General features: G+C 64.5%; 13 protein-coding genes. 11 read left to right on the top strand and 2 right to left on the bottom strand.

Annotation, left to right across the window (positions count from 1 at the left end):
• Nucleotides 1–82 precede the first annotated feature (82 nt).
• The 5 genes from AWB83_RS20240 (at nt 83) to AWB83_RS20220 (ending at nt 6623) form a co-directional block, all read left to right on the top strand.
• A complete protein-coding gene (locus AWB83_RS20240) occupies nt 83–1030 on the top strand; it encodes a pseudouridine-5'-phosphate glycosidase (RefSeq protein WP_087047525.1) in 948 nt (315 codons plus the stop codon).
• Nucleotides 1031–1314: 284 nt separating this feature from the next.
• Entirely contained in the window at nt 1315–1716 is a 402-nt protein-coding gene (gene phaP / locus AWB83_RS20235) for a TIGR01841 family phasin (protein ID WP_087047404.1), read from the top strand.
• A gap of 194 nt (nt 1717–1910) precedes the next feature.
• Nucleotides 1911–2159, top strand: coding sequence for a hypothetical protein (locus AWB83_RS20230; protein ID WP_087047403.1), 249 nt, complete (start codon nt 1911–1913; stop codon nt 2157–2159).
• Nucleotides 2160–2680: 521 nt separating this feature from the next.
• Nucleotides 2681–6307 carry an adenylate/guanylate cyclase domain-containing protein gene (locus tag AWB83_RS20225; RefSeq protein ID WP_087047402.1) on the top strand — a complete coding sequence of 1209 codons (3627 nt, stop codon included), beginning with the start codon at nt 2681–2683 and terminating at the stop codon, nt 6305–6307.
• Nucleotides 6308–6365: 58 nt separating this feature from the next.
• Nucleotides 6366–6623 carry a DUF4242 domain-containing protein gene (locus tag AWB83_RS20220; RefSeq protein ID WP_087047401.1) on the top strand — a complete coding sequence of 86 codons (258 nt, stop codon included), beginning with the start codon at nt 6366–6368 and terminating at the stop codon, nt 6621–6623.
• Here AWB83_RS20220 and AWB83_RS20215 read toward each other — a convergent pair.
• Nucleotides 6592–6933 carry a LysR substrate-binding domain-containing protein gene (locus tag AWB83_RS20215; RefSeq protein ID WP_341866727.1) on the bottom strand — a complete coding sequence of 114 codons (342 nt, stop codon included), beginning with the start codon at nt 6931–6933 and terminating at the stop codon, nt 6592–6594. The genes AWB83_RS20220 and AWB83_RS20215 overlap by 32 nt on opposite strands.
• Before the next feature lie 298 nt (nt 6934–7231).
• On the opposite strand from AWB83_RS20215, the gene AWB83_RS20210 reads away from it, so the two are divergent.
• The 6 genes from AWB83_RS20210 (at nt 7232) to AWB83_RS20185 (ending at nt 14040) form a co-directional block, all read left to right on the top strand.
• On the top strand, nt 7232–8200 hold the full coding sequence (locus AWB83_RS20210) for an AraC family transcriptional regulator (RefSeq protein ID WP_087047524.1): 969 nt from the start codon (nt 7232–7234) through the stop codon (nt 8198–8200).
• 135 nt (nt 8201–8335) lie between these two features.
• Nucleotides 8336–9394, top strand: a complete 1059-nt coding sequence (locus tag AWB83_RS20205; RefSeq protein ID WP_096059381.1) for an ABC transporter substrate-binding protein — start codon at nt 8336–8338, stop codon at nt 9392–9394.
• Between the two features lie 66 nt (nt 9395–9460).
• Entirely contained in the window at nt 9461–10270 is an 810-nt protein-coding gene (locus AWB83_RS20200; protein ID WP_087047400.1) for an ATP-binding cassette domain-containing protein, read from the top strand.
• 11 nt (nt 10271–10281) lie between these two features.
• Entirely contained in the window at nt 10282–11565 is a 1284-nt protein-coding gene (locus AWB83_RS20195) for a sugar ABC transporter permease (RefSeq protein WP_087047399.1), read from the top strand.
• Nucleotides 11566–11590: 25 nt separating this feature from the next.
• Entirely contained in the window at nt 11591–12319 is a 729-nt protein-coding gene (locus AWB83_RS20190; RefSeq protein WP_087047398.1) for an SDR family oxidoreductase, read from the top strand.
• Nucleotides 12320–12384: 65 nt separating this feature from the next.
• The gene (locus tag AWB83_RS20185; RefSeq protein WP_087047397.1) at nt 12385–14040 is read left to right on the top strand and encodes an FGGY-family carbohydrate kinase; all 1656 of its coding nucleotides are present in this window, start codon (nt 12385–12387) and stop codon (nt 14038–14040) included.
• Between the two features lie 137 nt (nt 14041–14177).
• On the opposite strand, the gene AWB83_RS20180 is transcribed toward AWB83_RS20185, so the two are convergent.
• A complete protein-coding gene (locus AWB83_RS20180) occupies nt 14178–14528 on the bottom strand; it encodes a LysR substrate-binding domain-containing protein (RefSeq protein WP_087047396.1) in 351 nt (116 codons plus the stop codon).
• Nucleotides 14529–14597 lie beyond the last annotated feature (69 nt).

The raw sequence follows: 14597 nt of genomic DNA, 5'->3' as shown, positions 1-14597 counted from the left end.
GCGAGCACGCCCGCGCTTTTACGACAAGCCGTGGTCAGTCTCGTGCGGCATACTCTTGAATCACACCGCCGAGAACGTCGACATGGTTACCGATCTTGCACGATCCTGGTTGACCTGCAGCGCGCCCGTGGCCGCTGCCCAGGCCGCCGGCCGCCCGCTCGTGGCGCTGGAATCGACCATCATCGCCCACGGCATGCCCTATCCGCAGAACGTTCGCACTGCGCGCGAAGTGGAGGCCTTGATCAGAGACGTGGGAGCCGAGCCCGCGACTATCGCGCTGATCGGTGGGCGAATCCACATCGGCCTCACGGACGACGAGCTGGAACTGCTCGGCCGCTCGGATCAGGTACACAAGGTCAGCCGCCGCGACCTGCCGGCCGTGCTGGCCGGCGGCGGGCTCGGCGCCACGACGGTGGCTGGCACGATGATATGTGCAGCCCTGGCCGGCATCGAGGTCTTCGTCACCGGAGGCATTGGCGGCGTGCACCGGGGCGCGCAGGAGACATTCGACATCTCGGCCGACCTGCAGGAACTGGCGAAGACCTCGGTGGCGGTCGTCTGTGCCGGCGCGAAGTCCATCCTGGACATCGGGCTCACATTGGAATACCTGGAAACGCACGGCGTGCCGGTGCTCAGTTGCGAGCAAGACAACTTCGCCGCGTTCTACACGCGCGACAGCGGCTTTCGCGCGGACTACAGGCTGGACGACGCGGCGGAGCAGGCGCGCTTCGTTCGCACCAAGTGGGACTTGGGCCTCTCGGGCGGCGTGGTGTTGAGCACTCCGGTGCCGGAAGCGGCAGCGATAGCGTTCGAAGAGATCGATGCGCTGACTCAGCAGGCGCTCGCCGAGGCCACGGCGCGGAGAATCACCGGCAAGGCCGTGACTCCCTTCCTGCTGGCTCGAATTCAGGCGCTGACGGGTGGGCGCAGCCTGGCGACGAACAGCGCGCTCGTGAAACACAATGCCGAGGTGGGGGCCAGGCTGGCGCTGGCGCTGGCACACGCCGGGCGCGGGGCGGGCGCGGCGTAGCCGCTTTTCACCAGCAGGCTTCGCGTCAGCTTTCGATCACCAAGGCGGTGCTCTCCAGCATGCAGGTCCCGCCCGGGTGTGGGCTCGCCCACGCTGCATGCCGGCCCGACGCGTTGTCGTCTGATGTTTGGGTTGTTCCCTTCGAAGATCGCGCCACGAAGCGATGGGCAAGGTTCCATTCCTGACGCGGCCCCGCAACGTTCGCGAACGGCACGAGCGTTGCTCGGTCGCATTACGCCTATGCTAGTCACTCGCGGCCCACGCGAACAACCCAGGAGACAGTCATGGCTGAATCAACGAATCCCTTTGGCGATCTGACCCAGATGCTCGAACAGTTCAAGGTGCCCGGCGTCGACATGTCCGCACTCGTCGAGTCGCGCAAGAAGGACATCGAGGCGATCGTCGAGGCAAACAAGACCGCCTACGATTCCATGCAGCAGCTCGCGCGCAAGCAGAACGAGATGCTCACGCGCGCAATGCAGGACATTCAGGAAGCCGCAAAAGCCGGCTTCAGCGATCCGGCCAGGCAGAGCGAGGTCGCGCGCACCGCCTGCCTGAAGGCGCTCGACGACATCAAGGATCTCGCGGAAATCGCGCGCAAGTCGCAGGCCGACGCCATGGCGAGCATCACGCAGCGCGCCAACGAGCACATGGAGGAAATCAAGACGCTGCTGCAGCGCAAATAGCATATTCTCGCGAGATCCCAACCGAGCGCTGCAAAAGGCCGTCCGAGCGGCGGCCTGTGCGCGTCGACCCGACACCCGGCGCGCGGCCGCTCAGCGCTGCGGCGCGCTTTCGCACGCGGGCAGCATGAAGCCTTCGATGTTCAAATCGGGTCCGCGAGCGCCACAGGGCAGGAGAGGCGTCGGGCATCTACAAGATGGCGTCGTCGCTCGGAACCGCGTTCGGTGTGGCCGTGTCGGCCGCCATCTTCACGGCTCTGGCGGCTGTGAATGTCTTCTCACCGATACCCTTCCTCGCCAACGGCCAACCCGATCCACTCCGGTTTGCTGCAGCCGCGGCGCTGTGGTTCAACGTGGCGCTTGTCGTGCTCGCGGCACTGGCGATCCGGATCGGCATGCCGAAGCAGGTCGGCGCGGCGGGAGCGGTCGCGCCGACGGAATCGTGATTGAAACGGCTTCATCGGGAGCCGCTTGCCGGTCCTGCCTGCCTGACTATCGGCGCGCCTACCCTGACGGTGTTCGCCGGACTCGAGCCTGTCGGGGATGACGAGGCGTTGCGACGCCAGCCTTTGGCGCTGGGGAGTACGTATCGATCGCTCCCCGTCTCCATGTGAATTGCACTTACCCGCCACCCGCCGGATCACGCAACTGCGTGGCTCGGTGCGCGTCGTGACGGTTCGGAGGAAAGCAGACTCCAGGCGCCGATGCGTTTTGATCCGCCTGCTGAAACGGCCTCTGCGCACCGGAATCGTTCGGGCGCCTCGCCGGAATGCGAACTCTTGATCCGTGCGTTGCGGTCGCCTGATCTGGCGACTATGTTGATATTAGCCAACACGCGCCCCCACGGTGGCCTTTCAGATGACGACACGAACCTTGCGGGTCGTGTGAATTATGCACCTCGTACACGTGCACGCTCGTGACGAACTTCCGATCGCGGCCGGGCCCGACGACGGGGAAGGGATCATCAATGTCTGGCGATTTGACGGCATGGCTTGCGCAGATAGGCCTCGGCGGGCACGCGGGGGCCTTTCTCGCCCAAGGCATCGACTGGGACGTGGTCGGCGATCTCTCCGAACAGGATCTCAAGGAGCTCGGCCTTCCTCTCGGCGACCGCAAGCGGCTCCTGAGGGCCCTCGCGGCGCTCGGCGAGGCGACCGCTCCGTCGCGCGAGCGCGGCGCTGCCGCGCAAGAGACGTCTCCGTTGTCCACGGCGTCATGCATCGAGGCGGAGCGGCGGCACGTCACCGTCATGTTCGTGGATCTGGTCGGCTCGACCGAACTCACGCAGGGATTCGATCCCGAGGACATGCGGCGTGTCCTCGGCATCTACCATGCGGTCTGCGCGAGCGCGATCGAGGCGCATGAAGGCCACATCGCGCAGTATCTCGGCGACGGGCTCCTCGTCTACTTCGGTTATCCGAAGGCGCACGAAGACGATGCGATGCGCGCGGTGCTCGCCGGCCTCGCCATCATCGCCGCGATCGCCCGCGTCGGCGACAATGACATGGAAGGCGCGCAAGGCGTGCGGCTGCACGTGCGCATCGGCATCGAAACGGGACTCGTGGTTGCGGGCGAGGTCGGCGCGGGATCGTCGCTGGACCATCAGGCGATCGTCGGCGAGACGCCCATCGTCGCCGCGCGCCTTCAGGCGATCGCGCCGTCCGATGCGCTCGTCGTCGGACCGGCCGCGCATCGGCTGATCGAGGGCGCCTTCGTACTCGAAGAACTTGGCTTGCGCGAATTGAAGGGCACGCCTGCGCCGGTGCTGGTTCATCGCGTGCTCGCGCAGGCGAAGGCCATCGACCGCTTCGAGATCCGAACGGGGCAGGTCGTGACACCGCTCGTCGGGCGCGTGCCGGAACTCGAGATGATCCGGCAGCGCTGGAAACAGAGCGCCGATGGTGAAATGCGCTGCGTGCTGCTGACGGGCGAGCCGGGTATCGGCAAGTCACGCGTATTGCGCGCGTTTCGCGACAGCATCGAGGGCGAGGTCCACGATGTCATCCAGCTTCACTGCTCCGCCTACTATCGCAACAGCCCGTTCTGGCCGGTTCTGCAATGGCTGCAAAACGCATGCGGATTGGACCTCAAGGCCGACGACGCGGGCAACCTCGAACGCCTCGACGCATGTGTCGGCGCGATGAACGTGCCCTTCGACGAAACGATGATGGTGCTCGCGTCGCTGTTCGGTATCCGCACCGGCGACCGCTTTCCTCCGCTCGACACGTCGTCGCCGGCTTTCAAGCGTCGCAGCCTCGACGTGCTGATCGCGGTAATCGCACACTCGGCGCAGGCCCGGCCGCTTCTCGTCGCCGTCGAGGATGTCCACTGGATCGATCCGTCGACCGTCGATTTCATCAGATCTTCGCTCGAGCGCCTCGTCTCGACGAAGTTGTTGTTGTTGCTCACGGCGCGCCCCGAGTTCAAGCCAGGCTGGACCTATCCGCAGTTCGTGCAGATCAATCTGGACCGGCTTTCGCGCAGCGACTGCTTCGCGCTGGTCGAGCGCATGACGCACGGCAAGCGGCTGCCGCGGCTCGTACTCGACGAGATCGTTGCGAAGACCGACGGCGTGCCGCTCTTCGTCGAGGAACTGACGAAGGCCGTCATCCAGAGCGATCTGCTTCGGGATGCCGGCGACCGTTACGAACTCGCTGCGGCCACGCGCAGGATCGCGATTCCCGATACCTTGCAGGGCTCGCTGCTCGCGCGGCTCGACCGGCTCGAACCGGCGGTCAGGGAAGCCGCGCAGATCGCCTCGACCATCGGGCGCGAGTTCGGCCGAAGGCTGCTCTCGCTGATCTCCGCGATCCCGGAGAGCGAGCTGCAATGTACGCTCGACCGCCTCACCGAAGCCGAGATCATCCTGCCGGCGCCGGGCGCATCCGTCGACGGCGGCGCGTATCTGTTCCGTCACGCGCTGATTCAGGAAATCGCGTATCAATCGCTGTTGATGACACGCCGCCGTCACTTTCATGCGATGATCGCCGCCGCGCTGGAGGCGCATTATCCGGAGGTCGTGGAGCAGCATCCGGAGCTGATCGCGCAGAATCTTGCCGCCGCCAGCCTGCCCGAGCGCGCGATCGTCTACTGGCAGCGCGCCGGCGAACGGGCGCTCGCGCGGGCGGCGTGCGACGAGGCCATCGCGCATGCCGGACGCGGACTGCAACTGATCGGAAGTCTCGCCGCCGATGCGCACGTGCGGGCGGCCCAGTCACTGCCACTTTTGCTGATTCGCGGCGAGGCCGAGCAGCGCCTCGGCAGACGCGAGGCGATGCAGACTTTTCGCGAGGCCGCGCAAAGCGCTCGTGATGAAAACCTTCCCGCGTACCTGGTGCAGGCGGCGCTGGGATTCGATCGCGCCGAAACCTTTCTCGAGGGTTCCGGCAAGGCGTCCATTCCGTTGCTCGAAGAAGCGCTTGCACTCCTGGGCACCGAAGAGACGGTCGAGCGCTGCCGTCTGCTGAGCCGGCTCGTGCGCACGCTTCACATGACGGGCGGCGCGGCCCGGGGCTTCGAGTTCGCATTCGAGGCGGTGGCGCTCGCGCGGCGCCTGAACGATCGTCCGAGCCTTTTCGACGCACTCGCATGCGAAGTGATGCACGTCGGCGCTCAGCCGCTGCCCGCGTACAAATTCGCGGAACGTCAGGCGGTCCTGCAGGAACTCAGCCAGATTGCGGAGGAGCTCGGCGATGACCACTCCATTGGTCACGCGTGCGCGCGATGCCTCGCGGGCTATCTCGAAATCGGCGACTTCGCGCGCTTCGACAGGGCGCTGGAACGCTACCGGCAGATCGCCACGAGCGGACAGCACTTCGTGGATCGATGGTGCATGCCGGGCGCGCAGGCGATGCGCGCGATCCTCGTCGGCGACTTCGTGAAGGCCGAGTCCAAGGCGAAGGAATCGCTCGAGCTTGCCGAAGGTATCGGGGCGAGATTCGCGGCCGGCGTCTTCGGCATGCAGATGTTCGCCATTCGCCGCGAGCAGGGCCGGCTCGCCGAGATCGCCCCGCTCCTCAAACGCTTCAGCGACGATCATCCCGACGACTCGGTCTGGGGACCCGGCCTCATGCTGATCTGGAGCGAGCTGGGTTATGAGGCGCAGGCGCGCGCGAGTCTCGAGCGAATGTTGCACACCGAATCGGCGATTCCGGTGGACAGCAAGCGCCTCATCACGCTGACCTACTTCGCGGAAGTTGCGGCGCGTCTGGGTGAGCGCGAATACGCTACGCGCATCTACACGTTGCTGCTTCCATTTCGTGATCAGGCCGTCACGGTTCCGGCCTTCACGCTGTGCTGTGGCGCAGCCGCACGCTATCTCGGCATGCTCGCCGGCGCGCTGCGCGACTGGACCGCGGCCGAAGAGCATTTCGACTCTGCCCTTCAGATGGACGAGCGCCTTCAGGCCTGGCCATGGCTCGCCCATACCCAACGCGAATATGCGGTGATGCTTGCGGCGCGCGCTCGCGTTGAGGACAGACTCCGCGCGGCGCAGTTGCTCACCGCGAGCGCCGCAACGGCGAAGACACTCGGAATGTATGCGTTGCTGGAGCGCATTTCCGGAGCATCGGACAATCCGGGTCCGAAAAACTGATCCATGAGTTCATGTAGTCCGAAAGCGCAGCCATGCGTCCAACCTGAAGGAGTGCGTCATGCCACGTTTCATGATCGAACGGAATTTCGCCGAACAACTGGAATTGACAGCCGAAGGCGCGCAAGGCGTCAGGCAGATCAATGACGAGGAAGGCGTCAAATGGCTGTTCTCCTTCCTCAGCGCCGACAAGAGAAAAACCTACTGCCTGTACGAGGCGCCGAACGCCGAGGCGATTCTCGCTGCGGCGCGGCGGTTGAACCTACCTGCCGATGTGATCGTTGAAGTCAGCGATCTGCGCCCGGAAATGTTCGGCTAGCATTGGCGCGCGACGCTGTATCAGCGCGTCGCGCTCCATTGCCGTCGGGAACGCCCTGGAGCATGTCGAGAAACGCGCGTACCTTCGCGCTCAACAAACGGCGCGAACTGTAGAGCGTCCACAGTTCGACGGGCGGACCGGCTTCCAGACCCAGCATCGCGAGCCTTCCCGCGGCGAGATCCGGCGCGACCAGCAGTCCGGGCAGCAAGGCGACACCCGCGCCTTCGCGCACCGCCTTCGAAGATCTGCAGCGAAATGCTCGGTCCGATCGACCAGTTGCTCGTCGAGCAAGCAACTTCCCCGCAAACATAAGCGCACTAAGCATCAGGTTGGGCTCCACACTGCTAGCGCGTTGATGATTTCAACATCCCGCAGGGCAAACCCGGGCCGCACTCCACGCCGATCGTCCGCAGGGCGATCGAAGTACGCTGCTTTGCACAAAAGTTGACTTCCGATGCGCTAAGGACTAACCCGCATGCAAAAAAGTATCAAGTTGCGGTCTTATTTTAAGTGGTGAAATTACCCCGAGCGCGCTACTTTTCAGTCACGGAGAAGCGATGGCTGGCAAGTCGCTCGAAAGCAAGAACCGGCAGCAGGAGGACGACCGAATGACAACCAATCAGGATACGACTGCGCGTAGCGGCGCTCGTCGCGCCAAGGTTGCCCAGCCCGATCTGGAACTGGTCGCCGTACCGCGCGACGAGTCGTTCAAAGTGTGGTCACATGGCTATCCGTATCGCACCGTTCGGTGGCACTTCCATCCCGAGTACGAAATCCATCTCATCACGGCAACGACGGGCAAATACTTCGCGGGCGATTACATCGGCAATTTCGCCCCCGGCAATCTCGTGATGGTGGGATCGAACCTGCCGCACAACTGGGTCAGCAACGTGCCCGCCGGCCATCGCGTGGAAGAACGCTGTCTCGTGCTGCAATTCGATGCCGGGTTCGCCGCGCGCGCGACCGAAACGTTTCCCGAATTCAGGCGCCTGGATCCGCTGCTCGATGCATCGCGTTGGGGTCTGCTGTTTGCGCCGGAAACGGGTGCGGCCGCGGAACCCATCATGCGCGAGATGCTGAGCGCGCAAGGCATGCGGCGCATCGCGCTGCTGGCCGAGCTGCTCGAGTTGCTGGTGCAGAGCGAGGAACCCGTGAAGCTGGCGAGCGCGGCTTATCGCGCGGACCCAGGCCGCTATGGCGAGACGCGCATCAACCATGTGCTGTCATTCATCGGCAAGAACCTCTCGCAGGAGCTGCGTGAAACGGAGCTGGCCGAACTCGCAGGACAAAGCGCCAGCGCCTTCTCGCGCTACTTCCGCCGGCATACGGGTGTGCCCTTCGTTCAATATGTGAACCGGCTGCGTATCAATTTGGCCTGCCAGTTGCTCATGTCGGACGAGTTGAGCATCACCGACATCTGCTATCAGGTCGGCTTCAACAATCTTTCGAATTTCAATCGCCAGTTCCTGTCGTTGAAGCAGATGTCGCCATCGCGATGGCGCGCGTATCAGCAGCTCAACGCCGCGAGCGCGGCCGAATCGATCGATCCCGAGCACGTTCCGGAAGTCTTCAGCTAGCGCACGTCCGCCGCAGGCGCATCGAAGCGGAAGGAGAACTTAAATTAAATCGGAATCCTTAGTCTCTATAAAAGACGCAAAAGAAGCGCAAATCGCCGCAGCACCACGACCCAATCCTAATAACGGAGACACGCAATGAAAAACCCTTCACGTCAACTCGTCAGCGCGGCCGCGCTGATCCTCGGCCTCTCGTGCAGCCTTCCGGCACTCGCCGCGCCCAGCGGCACGGTCGCGTTTCTAATGCCCGATCAGGCATCCACGCGCTACGAACAGCATGACTTCCCGGGCTTCAAGGCCGAAATGGGCAAGCTCTGTCCCGATTGCAAGGTGCTCTACCAGAACGCCAATGCCGATGTCGCGACCCAGCAGCAGCAATTCAACTCGGTGATCGCCCAGGGCGCGAAGGTGATTGTCCTCGATCCGGTGGATTCGACCGCCGCAGCGTCGCTGGTGCACATGGCGCAGAGTCAGGGTATCAAGATCATCGCCTACGACCGGCCCGTACCGTCCACCCCCGCCGACTACTACGTCTCGTTCGACAACGAAGGAATCGGCAAAGCGATCGCGCAATCGCTCGTCGAACATCTCAAGGCCACGGGCGCATCGACCAGCAAGGGCGGTGTGCTGGAGGTCAATGGCTCTCCCACCGACGCTGCCGCGGGCCTGATCAAGAAGGGCATCCATGGCGGGCTGCAAGGCAGCGGCTACAAAACGCTCGCTGAATACGACACCCCGGAATGGGCGCCGCCCAAGGCGCAGCAGTGGGTCAGCGGGCAGATCACGCGCTTCGGCTCGCAGATCATCGGCGTCGTGGCCGCCAACGACGGCACGGCCGGCGGCACCATCGCGGCCTTCAAGGCGGCAGGCGTCAATCCGGTCCCGCCCGTCACCGGCAACGACGCGACGAATGCCGGCCTGCAGCTCATCATCGCGGGCGACCAGTACAACACGATTCTCAAGCCGAGCGAGATCGTCGCGGCCGCGGCGGCAAAGGCGGCCGTCGGCTTCCTGTCGGGCCAGCCGCCGAAGGGCCAAACGTCGCTCTTCAACACGCCGACCCAGCTCTTCAAGCCCGCGGTAATCACGGCGCAGAACCTGAAGGCCGAGGTGGTCGACAAGGGATTCGCGAGCGCCAAGGAGCTTTGCACGGACCGCTACGCCGAAGGCTGCAAGAAGCTGGGCATCACACGTTGATCGGGCATCGCACAGCAAGAGCCCGCCTCGTCCCGGGCTCCGCCGACACGAAGAGGTATATCTGTCATGACTGAAAATTCCACCACACACTCGCGGCCCGGTGAGCTCGTGCTGAGCCTGCGCGGCATCTCGAAGCACTTCGGCGCGGTATCGGCTCTGACGGACATCGAGCTCGACGTGCGGTCCGGCGAAGTCGTCGCGCTGGTCGGCGACAACGGTGCCGGCAAATCGACGCTCGTGAAGATTCTCGCGGGCGTGCATCAGCCGAGCTCCGGCACGATCACCTTCGGTGGCAAGGAGGTCACGCTGTCCAATCCGGCCGTGGCGCTCGACCTGGGCATCGCGACGGTGTTTCAGGACCTCGCGCTGTGCGAGAACCTCGATGTCGTGGCGAACATCTTTCTCGGGCGCGAGCTCAATCCGGCGCGTCTCGACGAGGTCACGATGGAGGTGCGCGCGTGGACGCTGCTCAACGAGCTGTCGGCGCGCATTCCGAGCGTGCGCGATGTCGTCGCGTCGCTCTCGGGCGGACAGCGCCAGACCGTGGCGATCGCGCGCTCACTGCTGCTGGACCCGAAGCTGATCATGCTCGACGAGCCGACCGCCGCGCTCGGCGTCGCCCAGACCGCCGAAGTGCTGAACCTGATCGAGCGCGTACGCGACCGAGGCCATGCGGTCATCATGATCAGCCACAACATGGAGGACGTGCGTGCCGTGGCCGATCGCATCGTGGTGCTGCGGCTCGGCCGCAACAACGGCATCTTCTATCCCGACTCCTCCAATGCGGAGTTGGTGGCCGCGATCACCGGCGCGACAGAAAACGCCGTGTCGCGCCGCGCCGCCGGCCGGCGCCAAGTGCAACCGGATGTCCAGTGAAAGGATCGATCATGATCAAGCAAACGCATGGCGCCGCCCAGCCCGAAAAGCAAGGCGCTCCCCAACCTTCGACGCTGCTCGACCGCAGCGACGTCCGCGTCAAGCATTCCGCCGGAATCGGCGACAGCATCGCCGCCTTCATCAATCGCGTGCGCTCGGGCGATCTGGGATCGTTGCCGGTCATCGCGGGCCTGATCATCATCTGGACCGTCTTCACCAGCCTGAACCCGGTGTTCCTCTCCGCCAACAACCTCGTAAACCTGCTGTTCGACTGCTCGACGGTCGGCGTCATCTCCCTCGGCATCGTATGCGTGCTGCTGGTCGGCGAGATAGACCTGTCGGTGGGTTCGATGAGCGGTTTCGCGTCCGCGCTCGTCGGCACGCTATGGGTCAACGAGGGCTGGCCGGTCGTGCTCGCCATCGTCGCGGCGATTGCGATCGGCGCGCTGATCGGCGCCCTGTACGCGCTGCTGCTCAACCGGCTCGGCATGCCCAGCTTCGTGTCCACGCTTGCGGGGCTGCTCGCCATTCTCGGCATGCAACTCTACGTGCTCGGCACGAGCGGCTCGATCAATCTGCCCTATGCGTCGGCGATGGTGAACTTCGGGCAGCTCATTATCATCCCGGCCGTCGCTTCGCACATCCTCGCGCTGCTGCCAGGCGTGATGATCCTGGTGCTGGGGCTGCGCACGCGCGAACGCCGCCAGGCGGCGCGGCTCTCGGCGCCAAGCCTGGGCAGCCTGCTCGCGCGCGCCGTGGCAATCACGGTGTTCCTCGAGATCGTGGTCGCCTATCTCGACACGGGACGAGGCGTGCCGCTGATGTTCGGCGTCTTTCTCGCCCTGACGGTCGCCATGGACTATGCGCTCACGCGCACACGCTGGGGCCGCTCGATGAATGCCGTCGGCGGCAATCGCGAAGCCGCGCGGCGCGCGGGCATCAAGGTTGGGACCATCTACACCAGCGCCTTCGTGCTGTGCTCGAGCTTCGCCGCGCTCGGCGGCATCCTCTCCGCGGCGCGGCTCGCCTCGGCGAGTCAGCAAGCCGGCACCGGCGACGTCAACCTGAATGCCATCGCGGCGGCGGTGATCGGCGGCACCAGTCTCTTCGGCGGTCGCGGCAGCGCGTATTCGGCGGTGCTCGGCATCATCGTGATCCAGTCGATCGCGAGCGGCCTCACGCTCTTGAATCTGTCGTCGTCGCTGCGCTTCATGATCACCGGCGCGGTGCTCGCGATCGCGGTGATCGTCGATTCACTTGCCCGGCAGTCCCGCGTTTCGCATGGCCGCGCGTAAGTTCAGTCATACAGGAGAGTCGTCAATGTCTGTATCCATCAAGGGAAAGGTGGCCGCCATCACGGGGGCAGCGTCGGGTATCGGCCTGGAGTGCGCGCGCGTGCTGATCGAGGAAGGCGCGAAGGTCGTGTTGATCGATCGCGCCGCGGATCGGCTCGAGACCTGCTGCGCGGAGTTGGGCCCAAACGCCCTGTCCTTGTCCGTGGACCTGCTGCAGCCGTCGGAGGTCTCGGCGATCCTCCCGAAGATCCTCGATCTCGCCGGCGGCCTCGACATCTTCCATGCCAACGCCGGTGCCTATATTGGCGGCGAGGTCGTGAACGGCAATCCGGACGACTGGGACCGCATGCTCAACCTGAATATCAACGCGGCGTTCCGGTCGGTCCATGCGGTGTTGCCGCACATGGTCGCACAGAAGTCGGGCGACATCGTTTTCACGAGCTCGATCGCGGGTATGGTCCCGGTCGTGTGGGAGCCGATCTACACCGCCTCCAAGTTCGCAGTGCAGGCCTTCGTACACACGACCCGGCGTCAGGTCGCCAAACACGGCGTGCGGGTCGGCGCCGTGTTGCCCGGGCCGGTCGTCACGGCGCTGCTCGATGACTGGCCGAAAGCCAAAATGGAGGAAGCGCTCGCCTCAGGCAGCCTGATGCAGCCGCGGGAAGTTGCCGATGCCGTGCTCTTCATGCTGACGCGGCCGCGAAACGTGACTGTCCGCGATCTCGTGATCCTGCCGAACAGCGTCGATCTCTGATCACAACCGATGCGCGCGATGTTTTCCCGCTGAGCTGAAACACTTTTCACCACGTGCAGAGAGCCATGACCGCAGACAACCTGAACGCCGGCACGCGCCATGTGATCGGCGTCGACGTGGGCACGGGTAGCGCCCGCGCCGGAATCTTCGATGCGACCGGCAACATGGTCGCATCGGCAAAGCATGACATCACGCTGTTCCGCGAGCGCGGCGCCATGGTCGAGCAGTCGAGCAGCGAGATCTGGAGCGCGGTCTGCCGTGCCGTCAAGGACGCGATTGCACAGGCCGCAATTTCGCCCGGGTCGATCGCCGGAATCGGATTTGATGCCACGTGCTCGCTTGTCGTGCTGGGCGAAGGCGGCCGGTCGTTGCCGGTCGGCCCCTCGGAACAAGCCGAGCGCGACATTATCGTATGGATGGATCATCGCGCGGTCGAGCAGACGGAGCGCATGAACGCGACCGACCATGAAGTATTGAAATTCGTCGGCGGAAGGATCTCGCCCGAGATGGAGACGCCGAAGCTGCTATGGCTGCTCGAGAACCGGCCGGAGATCTTCGCGACGGCCTGGCAGTTCTTCGATCTCACTGATTTTCTGACCTGGCGCGCGACCGGCGATCTGTCGAGGTCCACCTGTACGGTCACCTGCAAGTGGACTTATCTGGCGCATGAACATCGCTGGGACGAGAACTACTTCCGCACCGTCGGTCTCGGCGTCCTGGCGGACGAGCATTTCGAGCGCATCGGCACGACCATTGCGGAGCCGGGCACGCCGCTGGGTAGCGGGCTCACCGCTCGCGCGGCGGCCGAACTCGGCCTTCTGGCCGGCACGCCCGTCGCCACGGGCGTGATCGACGCCCATGCGGGCGGAATCGGCACGGTCGGCGCGCAAGGCGAGCCGGAGGCTTGCCTTGCCTATGTGTTCGGCACCTCGTCGTGCACGATGACGACGACCCGGCATCCCGTCTTCGTCCCGGGCGTGTGGGGTCCCTACTTCTCGGCGATGGTGCCGGAAGCGTGGCTCAACGAGGGTGGCCAGTCGGTGGCCGGCGCGGCCATCGAGCGATTGCTCTCGATGCACCCCGCCGCGCTCGAGGCGAGCCGCCGTGCGCAAGCGGCGGGGCAGTCCTTGCCGGGGCTGCTCGCCGAGCTCGCCGCGCGGTCGTCGGATGGCATGTCGGGTGCGGCCAAGCTGGCAGACGGCCTTCACGTCGTGCCCGAGTTTCTGGGAAACCGTGCTCCGTTCGCCGATCCCCACGCGCGAGCGGTGATCGCGGGCCTCGGGATGGAAACCGATCTGGACAGCCTGGTCGCCCTTTACATCGCCGGGGTGTGCAGCATCGGCTATGGCTTGCGTCAGATCATCGAGGCGCAGACTGCGGCCGGCGCGCCGATTGAGCGGGTGATGATCAGCGGCGGAGCGGGGCAACTCGATCTCGTCCGGCAACTGCTCGCGGATGCGACCGGCAAGCGCGTGCTTGCCACGCAGGCGGAGGAGCCGGTCCTGCTTGGTGCCGCCATGCTGGGAGCCGTTGCCGGCGGCCTGTTTGACGACGTAAGAACGGCGATGAAGGAAATGTCCCGGGTGAGCAGGACCTACGTGCCGGCGGTGGGCGACATCGCGACAATGCACGACGCACGGTACCGCGCCTTCATACGATTGCAGGAAACGGCGAAAGAGATCCGTCAGACCGAGTGGAGGTGTCAGAATTTCCGTGTTTAAGGCGGCGTTGGGATTTACAAGAACGATCTGATGAAGCGCTCCTGAAAGAGGTTTTGAAGCAGGTTTTTGAGGAGGCGTATCCCGGTGATGCCGGTTGACTTGCGGCGTTATTGCTTAAGCAGGCGAATCCGTCTCCGTCAGCCTGGTTCGCCGAACATCCCGATGAGCCAGTCTATGAAAATCCGCACGCGCTGGCTAAGGTAGCGATTGCGCGGATACACCAGGTGATAAGGATATGGTGGTGCGCAATCGTGCAGGAAAGACACCAGTCGACCGGTTTCCATGAAGGGCCGGACCTTGAAAGTGAAGATCTGTATGACGCCGACTCCTGCCAGGCCTGCCGCGAGGTGAGCATTACCCTCGTTCACGCCTGGAAACGAGTTGGGCTGGACCTCTCTTGCCTGCTCGCCCACCCCGAAACGTGACGGGACGATTCGCCCGGTTCGCGGTGAGACGTATCTCACAGGCGTATGTTTTTTTTGGTTCATCGAGCTTTTCCGGGGAACGCGGCGCGGATCTTGAGGAAGAAGTATTCCTCGTCGCGATACCCGTAGGCG

It is taken from the genome of Caballeronia ptereochthonis (genome assembly GCF_001545075.1).
Classification (GTDB): Bacteria; Pseudomonadota; Gammaproteobacteria; order Burkholderiales; family Burkholderiaceae; genus Caballeronia; species Caballeronia ptereochthonis.
This window is presented reverse-complemented; position numbering and strand designations above follow the sequence as displayed.

Coding starts and splice junctions, on each gene's coding strand:
- AWB83_RS20240 (WP_087047525.1), top strand. CDS start 83: ATGGTTACCGATCTTGCACGATCCTGGTTGACCTGCAGCGCGCCCGTG.
- phaP (WP_087047404.1), top strand. CDS start 1,315: ATGGCTGAATCAACGAATCCCTTTGGCGATCTGACCCAGATGCTCGAA.
- AWB83_RS20230 (WP_087047403.1), top strand. CDS start 1,911: ATGGCGTCGTCGCTCGGAACCGCGTTCGGTGTGGCCGTGTCGGCCGCC.
- AWB83_RS20225 (WP_087047402.1), top strand. CDS start 2,681: ATGTCTGGCGATTTGACGGCATGGCTTGCGCAGATAGGCCTCGGCGGG.
- AWB83_RS20220 (WP_087047401.1), top strand. CDS start 6,366: ATGCCACGTTTCATGATCGAACGGAATTTCGCCGAACAACTGGAATTG.
- AWB83_RS20215 (WP_341866727.1), bottom strand. CDS start 6,933: ATGTTTGCGGGGAAGTTGCTTGCTCGACGAGCAACTGGTCGATCGGAC.
- AWB83_RS20210 (WP_087047524.1), top strand. CDS start 7,232: ATGACAACCAATCAGGATACGACTGCGCGTAGCGGCGCTCGTCGCGCC.
- AWB83_RS20205 (WP_096059381.1), top strand. CDS start 8,336: ATGAAAAACCCTTCACGTCAACTCGTCAGCGCGGCCGCGCTGATCCTC.
- AWB83_RS20200 (WP_087047400.1), top strand. CDS start 9,461: ATGACTGAAAATTCCACCACACACTCGCGGCCCGGTGAGCTCGTGCTG.
- AWB83_RS20195 (WP_087047399.1), top strand. CDS start 10,282: ATGATCAAGCAAACGCATGGCGCCGCCCAGCCCGAAAAGCAAGGCGCT.
- AWB83_RS20190 (WP_087047398.1), top strand. CDS start 11,591: ATGTCTGTATCCATCAAGGGAAAGGTGGCCGCCATCACGGGGGCAGCG.
- AWB83_RS20185 (WP_087047397.1), top strand. CDS start 12,385: ATGACCGCAGACAACCTGAACGCCGGCACGCGCCATGTGATCGGCGTC.
- AWB83_RS20180 (WP_087047396.1), bottom strand. CDS start 14,528: ATGAACCAAAAAAAACATACGCCTGTGAGATACGTCTCACCGCGAACC.